The sequence below is a fragment of the Hyunsoonleella sp. 2307UL5-6 genome (assembly GCF_047345485.1).
In the GTDB taxonomy this organism is placed as follows: Bacteria; Bacteroidota; Bacteroidia; order Flavobacteriales; family Flavobacteriaceae; genus Jejuia.
On record NZ_JBLFEN010000005.1, the window covers coordinates 134040 to 158208 of the forward strand.

The 24169-nt window shown below is 33.3% G+C and carries 14 protein-coding genes; 13 read left to right on the forward strand and 1 reads right to left on the reverse strand.

Annotated elements, in window-relative coordinates; translation table 11 throughout:
- Positions 1–178: 178 nt before the first annotated feature.
- Positions 179–1834 (reverse strand): SulP family inorganic anion transporter, encoded by a 1656-nt coding sequence (locus tag ACKGJY_RS10665; protein WP_413973876.1) that lies wholly within the window; start codon positions 1832–1834, stop codon positions 179–181.
- A gap of 131 nt (positions 1835–1965) precedes the next feature.
- Here ACKGJY_RS10665 and ACKGJY_RS10670 point away from each other — a divergent pair, with 131 nt between their 5' ends.
- The 13 genes from ACKGJY_RS10670 (at position 1966) to ACKGJY_RS10730 (ending at position 24164) form a co-directional block, all read left to right on the forward strand.
- Positions 1966–2262 carry a YbjQ family protein gene (locus ACKGJY_RS10670; protein WP_413973877.1) on the forward strand — a complete coding sequence of 99 codons (297 nt, stop codon included), beginning with the start codon at positions 1966–1968 and terminating at the stop codon, positions 2260–2262.
- A 69-nt stretch (positions 2263–2331) separates the two neighbouring features.
- Entirely contained in the window at positions 2332–3009 is a 678-nt protein-coding gene (locus ACKGJY_RS10675) for a head GIN domain-containing protein (RefSeq protein WP_413973878.1), read from the forward strand.
- Positions 3010–3154: 145 nt separating this feature from the next.
- Positions 3155–5971 carry a triple tyrosine motif-containing protein gene (locus ACKGJY_RS10680; RefSeq protein ID WP_413973879.1) on the forward strand — a complete coding sequence of 939 codons (2817 nt, stop codon included), beginning with the start codon at positions 3155–3157 and terminating at the stop codon, positions 5969–5971.
- Between the two features lie 231 nt (positions 5972–6202).
- Entirely contained in the window at positions 6203–9223 is a 3021-nt protein-coding gene (locus ACKGJY_RS10685) for a SusC/RagA family TonB-linked outer membrane protein (RefSeq protein ID WP_413973880.1), read from the forward strand.
- Positions 9224–9235: 12 nt separating this feature from the next.
- Positions 9236–10693 (forward strand): RagB/SusD family nutrient uptake outer membrane protein, encoded by a 1458-nt coding sequence (locus ACKGJY_RS10690; protein ID WP_413973881.1) that lies wholly within the window; start codon positions 9236–9238, stop codon positions 10691–10693.
- Positions 10694–10704: 11 nt separating this feature from the next.
- The gene (locus ACKGJY_RS10695; protein WP_413973882.1) at positions 10705–12717 is read left to right on the forward strand and encodes a hypothetical protein; all 2013 of its coding nucleotides are present in this window, start codon (positions 10705–10707) and stop codon (positions 12715–12717) included.
- Between the two features lie 27 nt (positions 12718–12744).
- Positions 12745–14385 (forward strand): family 16 glycosylhydrolase, encoded by a 1641-nt coding sequence (locus tag ACKGJY_RS10700; RefSeq protein WP_413973883.1) that lies wholly within the window; start codon positions 12745–12747, stop codon positions 14383–14385.
- 123 nt (positions 14386–14508) lie between these two features.
- Positions 14509–17967 carry a hypothetical protein gene (locus tag ACKGJY_RS10705; protein ID WP_413973884.1) on the forward strand — a complete coding sequence of 1153 codons (3459 nt, stop codon included), beginning with the start codon at positions 14509–14511 and terminating at the stop codon, positions 17965–17967.
- A 53-nt stretch (positions 17968–18020) separates the two neighbouring features.
- The gene (locus ACKGJY_RS10710) at positions 18021–19244 is read left to right on the forward strand and encodes a glycosyl hydrolase family 17 protein (protein WP_413973885.1); all 1224 of its coding nucleotides are present in this window, start codon (positions 18021–18023) and stop codon (positions 19242–19244) included.
- A gap of 14 nt (positions 19245–19258) precedes the next feature.
- Positions 19259–20263: a glycoside hydrolase family 2 TIM barrel-domain containing protein gene (locus ACKGJY_RS10715; protein ID WP_413973886.1), complete on the forward strand. Its 1005-nt coding sequence runs from the start codon at positions 19259–19261 to the stop codon at positions 20261–20263.
- Between the two features lie 29 nt (positions 20264–20292).
- Positions 20293–21765, forward strand: a complete 1473-nt coding sequence (locus tag ACKGJY_RS10720; protein ID WP_413974058.1) for a glycoside hydrolase family 30 protein — start codon at positions 20293–20295, stop codon at positions 21763–21765.
- A 38-nt stretch (positions 21766–21803) separates the two neighbouring features.
- Positions 21804–23210 carry an MFS transporter gene (locus ACKGJY_RS10725; RefSeq protein WP_413973887.1) on the forward strand — a complete coding sequence of 469 codons (1407 nt, stop codon included), beginning with the start codon at positions 21804–21806 and terminating at the stop codon, positions 23208–23210.
- A 15-nt stretch (positions 23211–23225) separates the two neighbouring features.
- The gene (locus ACKGJY_RS10730) at positions 23226–24164 is read left to right on the forward strand and encodes a glycosyl hydrolase family 17 protein (RefSeq protein ID WP_413973888.1); all 939 of its coding nucleotides are present in this window, start codon (positions 23226–23228) and stop codon (positions 24162–24164) included.
- The last annotated feature ends 5 nt before the right edge of the window (positions 24165–24169 follow it).

A 24169-nucleotide genomic window follows, 5' to 3' on the forward strand; every position in this document is an offset into this window, starting at 1 on the left:
TCGAAAATGTCCAATAAAAAAAGGGACAAAACTATGTAAAATGTTATTCGGATTATTTTCAGCATATCGGTTTTCTCAAATGCACTACAACTTGTTTATATACAAAACTTTATCACTCATATCTATCCAAAAAGGTAGGATATGCATACTTTTAGTTTCTTATATACTAAACTTTTTATCAGCCTTTTAACGTGTTCTTTAAATATTCAAAAGCATTATCAATATCATCAAACAAGTCATTTTCAGGTACTAAATCTGGTATAACATCTACAGCTTTTAGCATATCTGTAGGTTGCTCTTTTAAACCCACAAGAAGAACTTCTATGTTTTCAGCTCTTAAATCAAATATAATATCTTCTAAGGCATACAAACCAGATTGATCGATATACGGCACGCGATCCATTCTAAAAATTACAGCATTAATCTCTTTAGGTAAGGTTTGTATTTGGTCTTTAAAATAAGAGGTAAACCCAAAAAATAAAGCACCATATAAATGTTTTATAATAACTTTATCTTTATACTTTTCGTAAAATTCAATTTCATCTTGCCAAGGTTTAGAGCCATCAATATCGGCTACTGCACCAACCTCCATACCTTGTTCGCTAATATCACCAGATTTTTTCATAAATAATAAACAGGCTAAAGCTACACCAATACCAACAGCTTGTATTAAACTACCAAAAGTGGTAATTAGTAATACTAAAACTAACACTATAGCATCAGCTCTTGGTACTTTAAGCAGGTGTTTTAAGCCTTTAAAATCTATAATTTTAAACCCGATAGGGATTAGTAAACCTGCTAAAACACAAAGTGGTATATGTGCTGCTAATTGCCCTAAGCCTAAAAGCACAGCAAGAAGAAAAAGACCATGTAAAATACCAGACAATTTTGATGCGCCGCCAGCATTAATATTAACAACAGTGCCTTTAGTTGCGCCAGCACCAGGAATGCCACCAATTGCTGCGGCCAGCATATTACCAATACCTTGGCCTATAAGTTCGCGGTTACTGTTATGCTTTGTTTTTGTCATATTATCAGCAATTACAGAGGTTAATAAAGAATCTATACTTCCTAAAACAGCTAATACGATAGCGTACTCTATTATAGTACTGTATGCACTTGCATCTACCTCTAAAATTCCTCCTAATTGAAACGACGGTAAGCCAGAGGGTATTTCGCCAATTAATGGCACATCCATTTTAGTAAAATATGCAATTAACGTAGCACCAATTAATGCCACCAAAGCACTTGGAATGGCTTTTGTAATTTTAGGAAATATAAAATAGATAAAAATAGTAATACCGCCTAATAACAGTGCATATAGATTAGTTTCGGAAAATAACCTAGGAAAATCCTGTAAAATAGCTACTGTAGACTTTGCAGAATTTAACCCTGCAAAAGGGAATAACTGTAAAATAACAATTATTAAACCCACACCACTCATAAAACCAGAAACCACAGGATAGGGAAAGTATTTTACGTAGCTAGCAATATTTAAAAATCCAAAAATAACTTGAAATAAACCGCCTAGTAAAAAGGTTAATAAAATAATAGGCATAGCGTTTTGAAGGCTTCCTGTCATATCTATAGCAATAGCTACTAATGTTGCAGAAACCACCGTCATAGGTCCTGTCGGCCCGCTTGCTTGTGTTTGTGTACCACCAAACAAAGCAGCAAAAACACCAACCGCAATAGCGCCATATAAACCTGCTGTGGCACCCATACCAGATTGTACACCAAAGGCTAGTGCTAATGGTAATGCTACAACACCAGCTACTAAACCACCGGTAAAATCTCCTTTTAAATTTTTAATATTGTAAAATTTGGATAGCATATTTTTCGTGTTACTAGTTATTTAATCTTAAAAATTAAGAGAAACGAAGTTAGTTTAAAATTTTTGTAAAATCAATCGTTAAAAATTACTTGGGATTATTCATATATTAGTGCATTATAATTTACAATCTTATGATTTTAACCACAACAAATTCTATTGAAGGCTACACTATAAAGGATTATATATCCATTATCTCAGGAGTTTCAATGAGCAAAAAAGCTGCAAAAATGGGTTTTAGTATGTCAAAATATTACAACCAGGTTGAAAAAGATGTAGAAACTATAAAAGAAGAAGCGTTTCAAAAATTATTAGAAAACGCAAAAAAAACCAAGGCAAATGCTGTGGTTGGTATTAAAGTAGAAATAGAGCTTACAACCAGTAATTTTGTAATGGTTTCTATTACAGGAACAGCTGTTAAGGTTGCTTAATATTTAATTTTACATAAGACAGTTAAGACCTATTATTTATTGATAACCTCATTATACACAAAACATTTCATGAAACTTTTAGCATCTATTTTAATCCTTTTACTATCAATTTCTATATCAGCCCAAAACGAACTCAATAAAACAGTAGGCGAGTTTAGCGAACTCAAAGTTTATGATTTAATTCAAGTAGAATTAATTAAATCTGATGTTGATAGAGTTGTAATTACTGGAAAAAACAAACATAAAGTACTTGTAAACAATAAAAACGGGACTTTAAAAATAAAAATGAAGTTTGAAGAAGCTTTTGATGGTGGTAATACTAAAGTAACATTATATTATACAAACATTGATGTTATTGATGGTAATGAAGGCGCAAAGATTTATTCTAATGATGTAATAGAGCAATTTGAAATAGATTTAAATGCCCAAGAGGGTTCTGAAATTAAAGTTAAAGTGAATGTAAAATATATAAACATTAGAGCTGTTACAGGAGCTGATGTTTATACTTCTGGTATTGCTAAAAATCAAGATATCTCTATATATACAGGCGGTGATTATAATGGAAAAGAATTAAAAACCGAATATACAGACGTATCTATTAGAGCAGCAGGAGAAGCGTATATTTTTGCAACAAAACAAGTGGAAGCAAAAGTAAGGGCAGGAGGAGAAATATACATTTATGGAAACCCAGAGCAAGTTACAGAAAGTAAAGTACTAGGAGGAAGCATAAAGCGTATAGAGGATTAAATAAAGCTATTAATTAACGCATTTATATTGTTTTTTAGGGTAGTTAAAAACAACATATTTTGGTTAACTACAATACAGGTAACTATACAAAGTTGTTTATAACCCCTGTTTTTACTAACTTTAAAACCCAACAAAACGTATACGCTTGAAAAACTCTAAGTATTTTGTACTGCTTATAATATTTAGTCTGTTTTATCAATTAACAGCTTCACAAGAAAGACCTCCTATTAATATTTTTTCATCTAAAGATTACGGAGCGGCATCGCAAAACTGGTCTATATCACAATCTCAAAATAGATATATATACATTGCTAATAATAAAGGTTTATTAGAGTATAATGGTGCAAATTGGAATTTATATGAATCTCCTAACAAAACAATACTTCGTACTGTAGAAGTAATAGACGATTTAATTTATACAGGAAGTTATCATGATTTTGGGTATTGGAAAAAAGATAATTATGGCGTTTTAAAATACACATCACTTGCAAAATTACTGCAAGTTGATTTTTTAGAAGATGAAGAATTTTGGAACATTCATGCCTTAGAAAATGATATAATTTTTCAATCCTTAGATCGTATTCATATCTACAATACAAAAACAAAATTATACAACACTATTGCTTTTAAGTCAAGTATTTCGGGCTTTTTTAAAGTAGGTTCTAATTTTTATTTTCAAATATTAAACAAGGGTTTATTTAAAATTGATGGCGGTACTGCTACGTTGTTATCAGAAGATGAAATTCTTAAGCAAAATGTTATTGTAGAGATGTATGATAGCGATGATAATTTAGTATTACTTACACAAAATAAAGGGTTTTTCAAACTTGAAAACAAAAAAATATTTCCATGGATAATTGCTGCTACAAATACTTTAAAAAACCTTAGTGTTTTTAGCTGTTTAAGGTTGAAAGATAATAGCTATATATTAGGTACCATCTCAAATGGTTTACTTCAACTTTCTTCAGATGGTGAAATTAAAAATAAAATAGATCAAACTAATGGTTTAAGTAACAACACAATATTATCAATATATGAAGATGTTGATAGTAATATTTGGTTAGGTCTTGATAATGGCATCAACAGTATAAATTTAAATTCTCCTTTTAGTGTTTATTTCGATAAAAAAGGCACTATTGGTAGTGTATATACTTCTGCTACGTTTAGTAATATGCTATATTTAGGGACCAACCAAGGTCTTTTTTATAGACCTTTAGATAGTAATAAAGGTTTTAAATTTGTAGAGGGCACACAAGGGCAAGTATGGTTTTTAGATATTATTGATAATAAATTGTTTTGTGGCCATAATACAGGCACTTTTTTAATAAATGATAAAAATGCGTTAAAAATAGTTAATGCTCAAGGGACTTGGCAGATAAAACCTCTATTAAATAATCCTACAGAATTAATACAAGGTAACTATGATGGTTTATACATACTCCATAAAAAAAACGGACAGTGGCAATTAAAGCATAAAATACAAGATCTCAACATTTCAAGTAGATATTTTGAGTTTTCTGATGACAACCAAATTTACCTTAGTCATGAATATAAAGGCGTTTTTAAGGTAAATTTAAACGATGATTTTACTAAAGTACTCTCTGTTGTAAAAGATACAACACTAGATAAAGGATTACACTCAAGCTTAGTTAAGTACAATAATAAACTATTGTATTCTACAAAAAAAGGTGTGTTTAGTAGTAGTGACAGTAACAGTCGTTTTATTAAGGATAGTATATTAAGCCAATTAATTAATAAAGATAAATTTACCTCAGCTAAATTGATTCCAGATTTAAAAACAGGCAAGATTTGGAGTTTTTCGGAAAGAGGCATTCATTATTTAACCAATACAAAATTAAGTGGAGAACAAAAATTATACACAATACCTTTTCCAGAAAGTATCAGAAAAGATGTAGTAGGTTACGAAAGCGTTACCCAAATAAGAGATCAACAATTTTTGCTTGGTTCTACTTCAGGGTATGTTATTTTAGATTTAAATAAAATTATTAATAATGAACACGAAATTAAAATCAACCAAATATCTGTAAGCAAATTTAAAAATGCCGAAGATGTATCATTGTTAGACATTACTCAAAAATCAAGTTTAGAAAACAAACAAAATAGTATTCGTTTTTCATATAGTATTTCAGAGTTTCTTAAAACTGAACAACCAGAATATCGCTACAAACTTGATGGTATTCACAATAATTGGAGTGAATGGACAACAAATGGAAGCGTATTATTTGAAAACTTACCCTATGGCAATTATACTTTTTTGGTACATGGTAGAGTTGGTAACCAAGCTACTTTAAACAGCGCTTCATATTCTTTCAATATTAAAAGACCTTTGTTTTTATCAAACCTAGCTATAGTAGTTTACATTATAGCTATATTACTCTTCTCTTTGTTTATGCACAATGTTTACAAACGTTACTATAAAAAACAAAGAGAGCGTTTAATACTAAAAAAGACAAGAGAATTTGAACTTAAAGAGTTAGAAAATAAGCAACAATTAATGCGTTTTAGAAATGATAAGCTTAGAGAAGATATCGAAAATAAGAACAGAGAGTTAGGCATTTCTACAATGAATTTAATAAAGAAAAATGAATTTTTAAGTTCAATTAAAAAAGAACTAGAAAATGCTCAGGATTCCAATAGCATAAAAAAGGTTTTAAAAATTATTGACAAAAATCTGAATAATAATGATGATTGGAATCTATTTCAAGAAGCTTTCAATAATGCAGATAAAGATTTTTTAAAGAAAATAAAAAGCATACATCCCTCGCTTACTTCAAACGATCTGCGTCTTTGTGCATATCTCCGTCTAAATCTGTCATCAAAAGAAATAGCGCCTTTACTTAATATTTCACCTAGAAGTGTAGAAGTTAAACGCTATAGACTTCGTAAAAAGATGGATTTACAGCACGAATCCAGTCTTACAGACTATATTTTAGAAATATAATCTCCACAACACCTCTGTTTTTCACCTATACAACACCACAACATTTAGCTATTTAGTGTTTTATTGGTAATAATTATTTGTGCTGTTTTTTCACCAACAGCTTGGTTTTATTGGTGATTTGATAATAAAACATGTGTTTTTTTATTGTGTATGTTTTTTGTTGAGGCATAAAAAGAGAAATTAATAAAAAAGACGTTTAAATTTACAACAAACTAAAACTCAAATAAGACTATGAGACAAATGCTCTTTAAAATTCTAACACTCTTTTTTGTAGTGCATGTAGGCGCACAAAACATTGGAGTTAGTGGAATTGTAAATGACAATACCGGTTTTCCTATACCTGGTGTAAACGTAATTGTAAAAAATACTACCAAAGGTGCAGTAACAGATTTTGATGGAGAATTTACAGTTTCAGATATTCCATCAGGATCTACATTAGTATTTAGTTATATAGGCTATATAACTAAAGAAGTTGTTGTAACATCTTCCGATAAACTAACAATAGTAATGGAGGAAGATTTAGCCAAACTAGACGAAGTTGTTGTAATTGGTTATGGTGCTCAAAGAAAAAAGGAAATAACAGGTGCTGTAAGTGTTGTTTCTAGTGAAACCATTGAAGCACTTAAACCAACACGAATAGAACAAGCATTGCAAGGGCAAGTTGCTGGTGTTAACATAACGTCGCAGTCTGGTTCTCCAGGTGCTGGTGCAACTATAAGTATTCGTGGGGTTTCTACTAATGGTGATAGTAGACCATTAATTTTAGTAGACGGTAATGTTATTGAAGACTTAAGTGTTATTAACCCAAATGATATTGCAAGTGTAAATGTACTTAAAGATGCAACAGCTGGTATTTACGGTGTTCGTGCTGCAAATGGCGTTATTTTAATTACTACAAAAACAGGTAGGAAAGAACAACCACTAGCTATAGAGTATGATATGTTTGTGGGTTTTCAAGAAACAACACGAAAAATACCAGTTTTAAATGCTACTGAATATGGTGCTTTAGTTAATGAGGCTTTTGCTGCAGGAGGAGACACGCCACCTTTTACAGATTTATCACAATTAGGCGTTGGTACAGATTGGCAAGATGAAGTATTTGAAAGCGCACCAATTTTTAACCATAGTATTACTTTTAAAGGTGGTAAAGAAAAATCTACTTATGCATTTAGTAGCTCTTTTATATCACAAGATGGTATTGTAGGTGGATCAAAATCTAACTTTACACGTTTTACACAACGTGCCAGTTATAATGTTGATCTATTAGAAAATTTTAAGTTTACATCAGGGTTATTCTTAACAAGATCTCGAAAAAGAAATTTAGTGGAGTCGGCTTTAGGTTCTGTTCTTTTTAACGCTTTAAATAATGCGCCTACGTTTTCCGTTAGAGATTCCCAAGGTAATTTTACACTTGCAGAAGGTTTGGGTAACGAGGTTATAAACCCTATTGCACAAACACAAAATACTAATGATGTTACCAATATAATACGATTAAGTGGTAATGCAGGTTTAGGTTATAATTTCTTAGATCATTTTACAGCACAGGCAAACATTCAATTTAATTACTCTGAAGTAGATGGCTATGTGTATAGACCTATTCAAAATTATGGAAGCGGTAAAGTATTTAATGTAGATAGAAGCGAAGTAGCTGAATCACTTAATTACTTTAGAGATTATACCTTTGATGGATTCATCAAGTATGAAAACACGTTTAACGAAGTACATAATGTAAAAGGACTTTTAGGTACATCTGTATTTAAAACCAAAGGGGTTTTTACAGGACGTAGAGGTTTAGGTGTTGATGTAAATACTCCAAACGTAGAGAACTCTCAACAAGTAGAAAATTTTAATATTGGTAGAGGTTTCGATCCTAGATTCGATTCGCGTTTACTTTCATACTTTTCTAGATTACAATACGATTATAAAGGAAAATATTTGTTTTCTGCTGTAATTCGTCGTGATGGTTCTACAAAATTTGGTCCAGAGAATAGGTTTGGATATTTCCCTTCTGGTTCTATTGGTTGGGTAGCTTCAGATGAAGATTTTCTTTCAAATAGTAATGCTTTAAATTTCTTAAAGTTAAGAGCTTCCTATGGTGTTTTAGGTAATGATAGAATTAGAGATTTTGGATTCGTATCCTTACTAGATGGTGAAGGTGTGTATGTATTTGATAATACCAGAGCTTTCGGTTTAGCAACAGGTGCAGTCTCTAACCCAGAAATAAGATGGGAAAAACAAAAAACATTAAACGTAGGTGTTGATATGAGATTGTTTAATAATAAAGTTGATATTACTGCCGACTATTTTCAAAAAAGAACTGAAGATTTATTAGTTGTGCCTCAGGTGTCTGGTTTATTAGGTATTGCTGCTCCAGGAGCATTGCCCCCAACAGTAAATGCTGGTATTGTGGAAAATAAAGGTTTAGAATTTGCAATAGGTTATTCGGATAATATTTCAGAAGACTTAAAATTTAGTATAAGATATAATGTTACTGCACTTCAAAACGAAGTACTATCGGTAAGCGGAGATGGTGATTTTATAGCAGGAGGATCATTTGGTATTGGTCAAGACCCACCAGCAAGAATGGAGGCCGGTTTCCCAATAGGTTACTTTAGAGGTTTTAGAACTAATGGTATATACCAAAACCAAAATGAAGTAAATAATAGTCCTACAATTAATGATAGAGTACAACCAGGAGACTTAATATTTGTAGATACCGATGGTGATGGCGATATTGATGATGATGATAGGGTAAACCTTGGAGATCCTATACCAGATGCCACAATGGGTCTTAATATTTCTTTTGATTATAAGGGGTTTGATTTCGTGGCCTATGCATTTGCATCAGTAGGTAATGAAATAGTACGTAATTACGAAAGAAATCAAATATTAACAAATAGACCAAGATACTTCTTAAACCGTTGGACAGGTGAAGGTTCTACAAACGTTGACCCTAGAGTAACAACGGGTGCAACTTCTAATGGGTTGTTTTCAGATTATTTTGTAGAAGATGGTTCTTTTATAAGGTTGCAAAACATTCAATTAGGTTACACCTTTGGAAATAAGTTTTTTGAAAACTCTAAAATTAGTAAGCTGCGTTTATACGTTACAGCAAACAATTTATTTACACTAACCAAATATAGAGGTTACGATCCTACAGCATCAAGTGGAGACCCGATAGGTGGTGGTATCGATCAAGGATTTTATCCTAACCCAAAAACATTTTTATTCGGTTTAAATTTAAAATTATAAAAAAAGCTAGATATGAAAAATTTATATAACAAAAACATACTGCTTATACTACTGGCATTAGTATTGTCTTGTAGTGACGATTTTATTGATGTAGCATCGCAAGACGAAAATTCAGAAGAATTTTTTAATTCAGAAGCAGATTATCAAAATGCGCTTATTGGAGCTTATGATTTATTACAATCAACATACTTAAACGTTATGTTAGGCGAAATAGCCTCTGATAATACTCTGGCTGGTGGCGAGAGTGCTACTGATGTTCCTGGAATACAAGAGGTAGATGATATGATTCATACCCCTTTAAACGCTCAACTTCGTGACATTTGGAGTTGGATGTTTGCTGGTGTAAACAGAGCAAATTTTATTCTGGAATTTCAAGATAAAACAGATTTTACAGGAAAAGAACAAGTATTAGCGCAAGCAAGATTTTTAAGAGCGTATTACTATTTTGAACTGGTAAAGTGGTTTGGCGATGTACCATTAGCGGTAGACAAACGCATCCAATTTGGAGAGCAGTTTTCATTAGATAGAACTCCAAAAGAACAGATATACGCACAAATGGAACAAGATTTAATTTTTGCAAGTGCAAATTTACCTTATGTGCAAAATGAAATCGGTCGTATTACCAAAGGTGCTGCACAAGCCCTTTTAGGTAAAGTGTATTTATACCAAGATAAATTTAGCGAATCGGCTACCGTGTTAGAAGATTTAATTAATAACGGCCCTCATGATTTATTAGTAGATTATAGCACTATGTTTGAAAATGATAACGAAAACAATATTGAATCTGTTTTCGAAGTTCAATATACAGATGAAGAAGGTGCTGGTTTTGGTTGTTTACAATGTAGTGAAGGTAATGTAGCTGTTGGTTTTAATGGTATTAGAAATTATTCTGGTCCTGTTTTCGAATCAGGGTTTAGTTTTAATGTGCCCGTGCAAGAAGTTGTAGACGCTTTTGAAGATGGAGATATCAGATTAGACACAGCAATTCTTGATATTAATGTTTTTGCAGAGGCTAATGATGCTTCATTTTCTGTAGGGTTTGAGCATACAGGCTATTTCAACAGAAAATATATTGCCAGAGCAGGAGATTTAAATACTGGCGATGCCAATTTAACAAACCCTAATAATTACAGATCTATACGTTTTGCTGATGTATTATTAATGGCAGCCGAAGCACTAAACAGAGGTGGCGTTAGTGACACAAGAGCATTAGCATATCTAAATAGAGTAAGAACTAGAGCAACACTTGATGCTTTAGATGTTACAGCTACAGAACTTACAAACGCTATTTATCAAGAAAGACGAGTAGAGCTTGTTGGTGAAGGACACCGTTTTTTCGATTTAGTAAGAACAGGAAGAGCTGCTCAAGAAATTGACGGTTTTGTTTCTGGTAAACACGAGATTTTCCCAATTCCATTAATCGAAATAGAATTAGCGGGAAATATATGGGAACAAAATCCAGGATATTAAAAAAAACAAATATGAAAACATTAAAGTATTTAACAAGTTTAGCTTTGGTATGCTTATTTATAAGTTGTGCCGAAGATAATAACGATTTAAGTTTTATTGAAGAAGTTGTGGCGCCTAGTAACATAACAGCCCAATTTCAAATAACACAAGATAATTCTGGTTTGGTTACCATAACTCCTAACGCAGAAGGTGCAGTATCTTATAATATTACTCCAGGAGATGGAAGCGATGTTGTAAGTGTATTACAAGGAGAGAATTTTGATAATATTTATACTGAAGGTACTTATACTGTACAAATTGAAGCTACAGGGATTACAGGTCTTAAAACAATAGCAAGCCAAGATTTAACAGTGTCTTTTAAAGCACCTGAAAATTTAGAGATCTCAGCGGATATTGATGCATCAAATCCGTTTATTATAAATGTATCTGCTACAGCAGATTTTGCAACCTCGTATTTGGTGTATTTTGATACAGCAAATGCAGATGAAGAGCCTACAGCTTTAGCATCAGGAGAAACAGTAAGTTTTGAATATCCAAGCGTTGGCGATTACACCATTAGAGTAGTAGCCTTAAGTGGTGGTGCTGAAACTTCCGAAGTAACACAAGACGTAAGTATAACTTCACCAACAGAACTTCCAATAGATTTTGAGGCGTTTGATGCTAACACATTTCAAGGCTTTGGTGGTGCTAGTAATGCCGTAATTGATAATCCTGATACAAATGGAAACTTGTCTAGTAAAGTTGGGCAAATTATTAAAGGTGCGGGAGAAACATGGGCTGGTAACGTTATAACATTATCATCTCCAATAGATTTTTCTACAAAGAAAGCCATGACTATGGATGTATGGTCTCCAAGAGCTGGCGGGAAAATGATTTTAAAAATTGAAAATCTTGATGATGGAAATATTTTTTATGAAAATGAAGTAACCTTAACAGGTAATAGCGCTTGGGAACAAGCTACATTCGATTTAAGCGGTATTGATACATCAAATACATATCAAAAAGTGGTTGTATTCTTCGACTTTGGAACTATGGGTGATGGTAGTGCAGATTGGACGTTTTACATTGATAACATAAAACAAGATGTTATAGCAGCAGGACCTAGTGTAACACCATTAACTTTTGAAACACCTTACGCTTTAAGTTCTTTTGATGGTGGAGATATTTCTGTTGTTGCCAATCCTGACACAAACGGAAACGCATCAAATACGGTATTACAGATGGTAAAAAATGCTGGACAAGTTTGGGCAGGTTCTAAAATTACAATTGATGAACCATTTGTTTTGGGCAACTCTGAAACTATAACAGTTAAAGTTTGGTCTCCAAGGGCGGGCTTAAATGTATTAATGAAATTTGAAGATGCAGTACCATGGCCAGATGTGTCTGCAACTGCTGAAATTACAGCAACCACTACAGTTGCAAATGCTTGGGAAGAATTAACCTTTACGTTTCCATCGATAGACACATCTATAGATTGGTTCAATATGGTACTTATTATGGATAATGGAACAGAGGGTGATGGATCTGAAAACTTCACTATTTATTTAGATGATTTTTCAACGACACCAACCTTAGATTTCGAACCAAATTTTGAATTAAGTTCATTTGATGGTGGTGCTATTTCGGTAATAGCAAACCCTGACACTAATGGAAATCCATCAAGTATGGTTGTTGAAATGGTAAAAAATGCTGGACAAGTATGGGCGGGTTCTAAAATTACAGTTCAAGAGCCATTTGCTTTAGCAAGCGGGTCTAGAGTAACTGCTAAAGTTTGGTCTCCAAGAGCCGGTTTAAATCTATTAATGAAATTTGAAGACGCTGTACCATGGCCAGATGTATCAGCAACAGCAGAAATTACCGCCACTACTACAGTTGCAAATGCTTGGGAAGAATTAACTTTTGATTTTCCAGCAGTTGATGCCGCTATAGAATGGTATAACCTTGTGCTTATTATGGATAATGGAACAGAGGGTGATGGATCAGCAAATTATACGATTTATATCGATGATATTGATATCAACTAAGAGTCAAAAAATTATAAAACATACGTCATGAAAAAATTAAAATATTATTTAGGAGTTTTTGTAATGATGGCTATGATATTAAATAGCTGTCAAGAAGAAGATTTCGAATTAGGTGAAATTGTTGCACCTACTAATATAAATATAACAACTACTTATATAGATGATGGCGCAGTTTCTGCTGCACCTGGTTTAGGTAGCGGTTTGGTAAATTTTTCTGCATCTGCAGACAATGCCACATCGTTTCAATTTATAATTCAAGAACAAAATAAACTGCAACAATCTGGAATTGTACCTCATAACTTTACCGAATTAGGTATGAATACCTACCAAGTTACAGTTATAGCATTTGGTACAGGAGGCGCGTCCTCTAGTCAAACCATAGAGGTTGAGGTATTAGCGCTTTACGAACCACCTGCAGATTTACTAGAGATGCTTCATGGTGGTAGTGAGAAAACTTGGAGAATTAAAGCAGAAGCTAAACCGCATTTTGGTTTAGGACCTCCAGGTGGATTTATTCCAGGTGAGTGGTTTTCTGCAGAACCTTTTGATAAGGCTACCGTTGGTATGTACGATGATAGATATGTATTTAATGCAGACGGTACGTTTACGCACATTACTGATAATACGAATGATGATCCAACTACAGACCCAACTGGAACTGTATTTGGTAGAATTAATCTAATTGATGAGTTAGGTGGCTCTGGAGGCACGATAAATGGCGCCGATGTAGAGAATCTTCCGTTTAATGATTATACAGAGCAATGGTCGTTAACCGCACCAAATGATGTAGAAACACTTAATTTGTCAGGTATAGGATTTTTAGGCTATTATACAGGAGGAAATCATCAATATGAAATTTTTGAACGCTCTGCTGATGAGATGATTGTTAGAACAACAGACGGCAATGGAGAATTTGATTGGTGGTTTACATTAACCACTTTAGAAGAAGGTGCTAGCGCTAGTGTTGATTTTGAAACTGCATTTACCAACTTAGTTTGGGAAGACGAGTTTGATGTTGATGGCGCACCAGACCCAGCTAGTTGGACCTACGATTTAGGAACAGGAACAAACGGTTGGGGTAATAACGAAGTACAAAGTTATACCAGTAATGCTGAAAATGTTATTGTTGAAGGAGGCATGCTTAAAATTACAGCAAAGGCTGATGGTAATGGTGGTTATACCTCTGCAAGAGTAAAATCTCAAGGCTTAAAAGAGTTTACTTATGGAAGAATTGATGTAAGAGCTAAATTACCTACTGCACAAGGCACATGGCCTGCTATTTGGATGTTAGGCGCTAACTTTCCAACAGTTGGGTGGCCACAATCTGGAGAAATGGATATTATGGAGCAAACAGGGGCAGACAAAAATACTGTATTAGGCACTGTACATTGGTTTGATAATGGTACAGCTAGTTTTGGTGAGACAACACCTGTAACTGATATTGGGAATGAGTTTCATGTCTATTCTATAGATTGGTCTTCTGATAAAATTTACATCTTGTTAGATAATGTACCATATTTTGAATTAGCTAATAATGATACACTACCATTTAACTCAGATTTTTTCTTCATACTTAATATAGCTATGGGAGGAACTTTAGGAGGAGATATAGACTCTGCATTTACTGAGGATACTATGGAGATAGATTATATTAAAGTATATCAATAAACATAAAACTAATTAGTAAAAAGGTCGGTTACACTCTCACACCGGCCTTTTTTATCAGCACAAAAACTCATGTTAGTCATGGTAAATGTTTTGAGGGAAATTTTAAGCAATAATTAATTATAGATGAATTCTAATATTTTGGTTGGAGAACGAGAAACAACAATAACCGATACAACTAGTGTTAATAGTACATTAGTTCACATTGATAATGAGGCGTATTTTAAAATATCTAATAGTGATAAGATGCGGTCCTTTTTCATGAGCATCGTATCAGATTCTAATCATTGGCTATTCATTTCAAGCAATGGCGGTTTAACAGCAGGACGAAAAAATGCAGAATACGCTCTGTTTCCATATTATACAGATGATAAAATTACCGAATTAGCCGATATTACTGGAAGTAAAACTATTTTTCAAATTAAAGTTAATGGTAAAACACGTATATGGGAACCTTTTTCAATACGACAAATGGGTGTTTGGGACACTAAAACAAACCTTTATAAAAACATATATGGTAATAAAATTATTTTTGAGGAAATAAATTTAGACTTAGGTGTAACTTTTAGATATGCTTGGAATTCTAGTAATGAATTTGGTTTTGTTAAAAAATCTACATTAATAAATACTACTGAGACAAAAATTGATATTACAGTTTTAGACGGTTTACAAAATATTATTCCTAATGGAGTATCATCAGATTTACAAGCCACACGTAGTAATTTAGTTGATGCTTATAAGAGAAGTGAGATTAAGCCAGAAACAGGTTTAGGTGTGTATGCACTAAGCGCTATAATAGTTGATAAAGCAGAGCCTAGTGAGGCTTTAAAAGCAAATACAGTTTGGTCTTATGGTCTAGAAAACCCCACATACCTAGCATCTTCATTGCAGTTAGATAATTTTAGAAGAGGCGAGAAAATAACTACTGAAACTGATATTAAAGCAGAAAAGGGTGCTTATTTTGCATCTTCTAATTTAGTGTTACAGCCAAATGCAGAGACCCAATGGCTATTTGTTGCTAATGTAAATCAATCTATTGCTGATGTTGTTAAAACTTCAGAATTTATTAAAAGTGATGATGCCGTAAAATATCGTATTCAGAAGGATATTGATTTGGGCACTCAAAATTTAATTAATCTTACAGGTAATGCAGATGGCTTGCAGCTTACAGCAGACCACAAGATAAATACAAGACACTTTTCAAACACGTTATTCAACATTATGCGTGGTGGTATTTTTGATGATGATTATACCATTGAAAAAAGTGATTTCGTAAACTATTTGGGTAAAGCAAATAAACACGTATATAATGCAAAACAAGGTGTTTTAAACGAGCTGCCTGATACATTCAATCTAAGTCATTTAAAAAAATTAGCGCAAAGTGATAATGATGCAAATTTTAAACGTCTGTGTTTTGAATATTTACCATTAAAATTTAGTAGAAGACATGGCGACCCAAGTAGGCCTTGGAACAAGTTTTCTATTAATACTAAAAGTGAAATAGACGGCTCTAAAATATTAGATTATCAAGGTAATTGGCGTGATATTTTCCAAAATTGGGAAGCCTTAGCACATTCGTACCCAGAATTTATTGAGGGTATGATTCACAAGTTTTTAAACGCTACAACTTTTGAAGGCTACAACCCCTACCGTGTAACCAAAGATGGTTTTGATTGGGAGATTATTGAAGAAAATGACCCATGGTCTTACATTGGGTATTGGGGCGATCATCAAATTATATATCTCTTAAAGTTTTTAGAGTTTATTGAAAACTACTACCCAAATACTTTAGAGCGACACTTTACAGAAGATCTTTTTGTATACGCCAACGTACCATATAAGATTAAAAGTTATAACGATACGTTAAAAAACCCAAAAGATACTATTGATTTTGATTCTAAACTGGATGAAGAAATTAATAAAAGACGTAGCGCTTTAGGTGCTGATGGTGCTTTGGTAACCGATAAGGATGATAGTATTTACAAAGTTAATTTTATAGAAAAAATACTAGCTACAGTATTATCAAAAGTATCTAATTTTATTCCAGAAGGTGGCATTTGGTTAAACACGCAACGCCCAGAATGGAATGATGCCAATAACGCACTTGTGGGTAATGGAGTATCTATGGTAACACTATATTACCTCTACAGGTTTTTGAATTTCTTCGAAAAATTAGTAGCAAAATCTAGTGTGCAGCAGGTTAAAATATCAAAAGAGTTAGCTTTGTTTTTTAATGATATTAACCAAACATTGCAAGCAAATGCAGGGAAACTTTCAGGAAAAATATCTGATACTGATAGAAAAACAATACTTGATGGTTTAGGAAAAGCAGGCAGTAATTATAGAGAAACCATTTATAACAACAGTTTTTCAAATATTAAAACTGAGGTGAGTTTAGATACTATCTCTGGTTTTATAGAAGTTGCAAAATCATTTTTAGAACATAGTATGGATGCCAATAAGCGTGATGATAACTTGTATCATGCCTATAATTTAATGACGGTAAAAAATGATGATGAGGTATCAATATCTTATCTCTCAGAAATGTTAGAAGGGCAAGTAGCAGTTTTAAGTTCTGGATACCTCTCTCCTATCCAAGCACTTAGTTTGTTAGACGGTCTAAAAAACAGTGCCTTGTTTAGAGACGATCAGTACAGTTATATGTTGTATCCAAATAAAAAGCTGCCACAATTTGACGAAAAGAACAATATTTCAGCAGATAAAATTGAGCAATCAGAGTTATTACAAAAATTGGTAACTCATGGAAACCGACAAATAATTGAACAAGATGTATTAGGTAATTATCATTTTAATGGCAATTTTAATAATGCAAATAGTTTAAAAGAAGCACTAAACAATTTGGATGATAGTTATGCCGATTTAGTAAAATCTGATGAAACACTACTGCTAAAAATTTTCGAGGAAATTTTTGATCATAAGTCTTTTACAGGACGTTCAGGAACGTTTTTTGGTTACGAAGGTTTAGGCTCTATTTACTGGCACATGGTATCTAAACTACTATTGGCGGTTCAAGAAAACTGTTTGTTGGCAATTAATAATAACGAAGAAGACGCTTTAATAGGCCGATTGTTAGACCACTATTATGAGATTAATGCAGGTATAGGCGCTCACAAATCACCAGAGTTGTATGGCGCTTTTTCAACCGATCCGTACTCCCATACGCCAGCAACAAAAGGCGCGCAGCAACCAGGAATGACAGGTCAAGTAAAAGAAGATGTAATTAGCAGGTTTGGAGAATTGGGTGTTTTTGTAAATAACGGAATCATAGAATTTAAGCCTAGGTTATTACAGAAAAAAGAGTTTTTAAAAATACCGTCAACGTTCACATTTACCAATCTTAATAAAGAAAACCAAAATATTGAACTTGATGAAAACACCTTGTGTTTTACCTATTGTCAAGTTCCAATAGTCTATAAATTATCAGAAAATGAAGGTTTGCAGGTGGTGTATAATGATGGTAAACATCTAGATATAGATGGTTTTAGCTTAGGTAGAGCTGTTTCAGAAACAATTTTTAAACGCCAAGGTGAAATACATAAAATAACGGTTTCAATTAAAAAATAGAAACTAAAATGTTAAGGTTAAAAACAATTGTCTCAATTATAATAGTCGGACTAATGTTAGGATGTAATAACAACACACCAAAAACAGAAAAGCAATTAAGCGCTTCACAAATACTAGGAAACCCTAAGTATCTTGCAATTTCTTATGGAGGTTATCGTCATAATACGCGAGATATTCAACCCACCATTGCAGAGCTTAAAGAGGACATGAAGTTACTTTCTGCAATGGGTATAAAAATCCTTCGTACATATAACGTGCATTTTAATCAAGCGCCAAACTTATTGAAAGCTATCAGTCAACTAAAACAAGAAGATTCTAGTTTTGAAATGTACGTAATGCTGGGTGCCTGGATAGACTGTAAAAACGCATTTAATTGGGAAAATGGAGGTCCAAATCACGAAGAGGAAAGTGAACGAAATGCTAAAGAAATAGAAACTACTGTTGCTTTAGCCAAAAAATATCCAGACATCATAAAGATAATTGCTGTAGGTAATGAGGCCATGGTAACGTGGGCAACAAGCTACTTTGTGCGCCCTAATGTAATTTTAAAATGGGTTAACCATCTTCAGGACTTAAAAAAATCAGGCGAATTATCTAATGATTTGTGGATTACAAGTTCAGACGATTTCTCATCTTGGGGAGGTGGAGATGCCAGTTATCATACCGAAGATTTAAATAAACTTATTAAGGCGGTAGATTATATATCAATGCATACCTACCCTATGCATAATTCGCATTACAACCCGCAATTTTGGGTACAACCAGAAGAAGATGAGCATCTTTCAGATATAGAAAAAATTGAATCTGCAATGCAACGCGCATTAAAGTTCTCTCAAAATCAATACGATAGTGTAACAAATTACATGAAAGGTATAGGTGTTAATAAACCAATACACATTGGCGAAACGGGTTGGGCAACAGTTTCAAACGGCCATTATGGGGCTAATGGTTCTAGAGCTTGCGATGAATATAAATCTGGTAGATACCACCAATTAATGCGCGAATGGACTAACAAGAACAACATCTCATGCTTTTATTTTGAAGCGTTTGATGAAAATTGGAAAGATGCTAAAAACCCTCAAGGGTCTGAAAACCACTTTGGATTATTCACCATAGGCGGAAAAGCTAAGTACGCACTTTGGAATATGGTAGATAAGGGTGTGTTTAAAGAGTTGACAAGAAATGGAAATCCAATTATAAAAACTTACAATGGGAAAAAAGATGCCCTAATGGAAAATGTTTTAACACCTCCTGATAATGTTATGATTGCGCATTAATATAAAATATAAAAATGAATAAAATAGTTGTTTTAATTCTTGTACTCTGTTGTTCTTTCTCGTGTAAAACTCACCAAAAAGAAAATACTAGCGCAATATCTAAAAGACAGCTAATTGTAAATAATAAACCCTATTTAATAAAAGGTATTTGTTATCATCCTGTGCCAAAAGGAAGCGTTAATCGAGATTTTAAAACTTTAACCCAAGACCTTGCCCTAATGCAAGAAGCCGGTATAAATACCATTCGCGTTTATGCACCTATTGATGATGCAGCGGTTTTAGATGAAATAAATAAAGCCAATATTAAAGTTATCATTGGTTTTGGATACAATCAAAATGGCTTTTTCGATATTAAATCAGGTTCTTTTTTAAATTACGTAAATACGTATAAAAACCATCCAGCGATACTACTTTGGGAGTTAGGAAATGAATATAACTACCATCCAGAATGGTTTGATGGCGATATAAACAATTGGTACAAAGCCATGAATGCTGCTGCGGTATTAATTCATCAAAAGGATACTTTACATCCTGTAGCCACAGCCCATGGCGAACTACCAGATAAACAAACATTAAATGCATGTCCTAATATTGATATTTGGGGTATGAATGTGTACCGTTGGGATAACCCAGAGTCTATTTTCGAGCAATGGAAAAACATAAGTACCAAACCGATGTATTTATCAGAAGCAGGCGGTGATAGCTATATGACTATTACCAAACAAGGGTTTAAGAAAGGAGAAAACCAAAAAGCACAAGCTACCGCCAACGCAAACATTTTAGACCAAATTTTTAAACATCAAGATATCTGTGCTGGTGTTACCATGTTTTCATTTACCGATGGCTGGTGGAAAGCAGGAAACCCAGAAACTCAGGATATTGGTGGGTGGGCACCCAATAGTAGTGGTGTACCATACGATGGTTCTCCAAACGAGGAATACTGGGGCATTGTAGATATAGATAGGAATAAAAAAGAAACCTTCAATAGTATAAAAACGAAGTACAACAACATTAAGTAATGGATAAAATTATAATCAATTATATAGTAATGGTAGTGGTAACATTGGTAGTTACATCTTGTGGTATGGAAGATAAAACATTAGAAGTTGAAGTTTATGAAACCTCAAAACGCGGAAATAAATTAACAAGACTAAATGATTTTACGCCTGCAGCTGAAGCGCAAAAAACAACAATTATATTAAAACCAGAACAAACGTTTCAAACCATTACTGGTTTTGGTGGTGCTTTTACAGAATCTTCAGCCTATTTACTCAATAAATTAAGCAAAAAAAATAGAGACATTATTTTAAGAGCATATTTCGCTAAAGATGGAGCTAATTATTCGTTAACAAGAACACACATGAATTCCTGCGATTTTTCGCTAAGTAATTATTCGTATACGCCTGTTGAAGATGATATAAACTTAGAACATTTTACTGTTGAAGATGATAAGGATGATTTAATACCAATGATTAAAGATGCCATGGCAATGTCAGAAGATGGTTTTAAAATATTTGCATCACCTTGGACAGCAGCACCTTGGATGAAAGATAATAATAAGTGGGTTGGTGGTAAATTATTGCCAAAATATTATGATACCTGGGCATTGTTTTTTTCAAAATATATTAACGCCTATAAAGCTGAAGGGATAGAAATTTGGGGGTTTACAGTTGAAAATGAACCGCATGGAAATGGTAATAACTGGGAAAGTATGCATTTTTCTCCTAAAGAAATGACGGATTTTGTAGAGTTTCATTTAGGACCAAAATTAGAAGCTGATGGTTATGGTGACAAAATTATTTTAGGATACGACCAAAACAGAGCAGGATTAAAAGAGTGGGTTGATGAAATGTATAGAAATGAGGCCTCCTCTAAATACTTTGATGGCACAGCGATACATTGGTATGAAAGTACTTATGAGGTTTTTCCCGATGCCTTGCAATATGCCCATAACAAAGCACCAAACAAATACTTAATAGAAACAGAAGGTTGTGTTGATTCTGAAATTCCTGTTTGGAAAGACGATACATGGTATTGGAAAAAAGAAGCTACAGATTGGGGTTGGGCAGCACCTGAAGACAAATATTTACACCCCAAATATTCACCAGTAAACCGTTATGCTAGAGATATTATAGGTTGCCTTAATAATTGGGTTGATGGTTGGGTAGATTGGAACATGGTTTTAGATAAACAAGGCGGTCCTAATTGGTTTAAAAACTGGTGTGTAGCTCCAGTAATTGTAGACCCAGAGCTTGATGAGGTTTACTTTACGCCATTGTATCAAGTTATGGCACATTTTAGTAAATATATAAGACCTAATGCTAAGGTTATAGGTGTAGACACTTCAAACAAAGCATTACAAGTTACAGCTGCTAAAAATCCAGATGGTTCTATAGCGGTAGTGGTTTTTAATGAAGAAAAAACACCAAAAAGCTTTAGCTTATTACTAAATGGTAGTATTACTGCTATTAAAATTGACGGACAAGCGCTTCAAACGATAATGATATCAACATATAACTAAGTCAATGAATAAAAGCTAATAATTAATCGCCATAAAATATGTTAAAGTTTAATCAAATTCCTTTAAGTCAAAAAATAGCTTTTGGTGTAGGTATGCTTGCCAACCAAATGTTTCCAGCAGCTATAAGCATCTTTATAGTCGTGCTAGTTCAAGATCTTGACTTTCCGGGTTGGATGTGGGCGTTAGTTTCTATAGGCCCAAGATTATTTGATGCTGTTACAGATCCTATTATGGGTTATATTTCAGATAATACAAAATCTAAATGGGGAAGACGTCGTCAATATGTGTTATTTGGTGCACTTGTTATGGGCGTTTCTTTTGTTATTATGTGGCAATTGTACAGAGAGAGTGGGCTCGATTATAATTTTACATATTTCTTTTTTTGGTCTCTTATATTTTATCTTGGGTTAACCATTTTTAGCGTGCCTTACGTTGCAATGGGGTACGAGATGAGTGATGACTTTCATGAACGAACTAGCATTATGGCAATTGCTCAATGGATAGGTCAATGGGCATGGGTAATTGCACCATGGTTTTGGGTTATTATGTATGATACTAAATTATTTGAAACTGCAGATATCGCAGTACGGGAATTGGCTATTTGGGTTGGAATTATTTTTGCTATTTGCGCAATGGTTCCTGCAATTTTTCTTAAAAGTAAATCTACATTACACGAAAATTATGCACCCCTAACAGTAAAGTATATTGGTGGAAGTTTAAAAGAAATAGGTAATAGTTTTGTTGAAGCTTTTAAATCAAAACCTTTTAGAAAACTTTGTATTTCTACATTTTTTATTTTTAATGCCTTTAATACGGTAGCAGGTTTTACATTTTTTATTATCGTTTATTATTTATTTAATGGCGATGCTGGTACTGCTGGTGTTTGGCCAACACTTTTTGGTAGTATTGGTGCTTTGGTTACTACATTTATAGTTATTCCGCTAGTTGCTAAAATGTCAAAGCTAATTGGGAAAAAGAAAGCCTTTTTGGTATCTCAATCTATTTCACTTCTTGGCTATATTATGTTTTGGTTTTTGTTCATTCCTGGCAAACCCTATATGTTTTTATTTGCTTTACCTTTTTTTGCTTTCGGAATAGGTGGGTTATTTACCATTATGATGTCTATGACTGCAGATGTAATTGATTTAGATGAATTAAATACAGGTAAGCGTAGAGAAGGTGTTTTTGGTGCCATCTATTGGTGGATGACAAAGTTTGGCTTTGCAATTGCAGGTGGTTTAACGGGTACAATTCTTACAGTTGTAGGTTTCGATACTGCTTTAGAAGTACAATCACAATCTGCAATTACAGGATTAAGATTGTTTTTTTCAGGCTTACCAGTTGTAGGCACACTAATAGCGCTATACGTAATGCATGATTATGATATAACTGAAGAAAGAGCAAATGAAATAAGAGCAGCTTTAGATGAGCGAAAAAAAGTATAATTTAATCTAATAATTATGTCATCAAGAAAAAATAAGATAATGTCCTTGTCTGGCGGAAATTTAGAAGATAAAACCACTAAAGGCTTACAAACCACATTTAAAAGAGTATTAAAAAATGGCATGCATGGGTTGTGTTTTAGTGCTTACGAAGATGGACAAAATATAGGAGCACAACTTAGCGAAAGCCAGATAAGAAGACGCATGAAAATGATAGTGCCTTATACAAAATGGGTACGTTCGTTCTCTTGTACTCAAGGTAATGAGCTTATTCCAGTAATAGCAAAAGAGTATGGCTTAAAAACCTTAGTTGGTGCATGGTTGGGTAGTGATACTAAAATTAACGCACAAGAAATAATAGGTTTAAAAAAACTAGCCAACGATGGTTTTGTAGATATCGCTGCCGTAGGTAACGAAGTAATGTACCGTGGCGATTTAACAGAAGAAGCCCTTATTACTTATATTAAAGATTTTAAAAAGGATATAAACAATATACCCGTTGGATACGTAGATGCCTATTATGAGTTTGAAGAACGACCAAAAATAACAGAGGTTTGCGATGTAATTTTAGCAAATTGTTACCCCTATTGGGAAGGGTGTGCTATAGAATATGCACTTATTTACATGAAAGATATGTACCAAAGAGCATTAAAAGCAGGAAATGGTAAAAAGGTGATTATTACTGAAACAGGATGGCCTAGTGAAGGCAAAGGATTGCATGGAGCCTTACCATCTTTTGAAAATGCCACTAAATATTTTATAAATGCGCAAGAGTGGTCTACTCTAGATGATATTAAAATGTTTTATTTTTCATCTTTTGATGAACCTTGGAAAGTAACTGCAGAAGGTGATGTTGGTGCTTATTGGGGCTTGTGGGATAAAAATGAAAAATTGAAATACAATTATAATTTTATTGATTTTAATAAGAATAAGTTTTTTTTGATAAATAGTTATTAAATTGA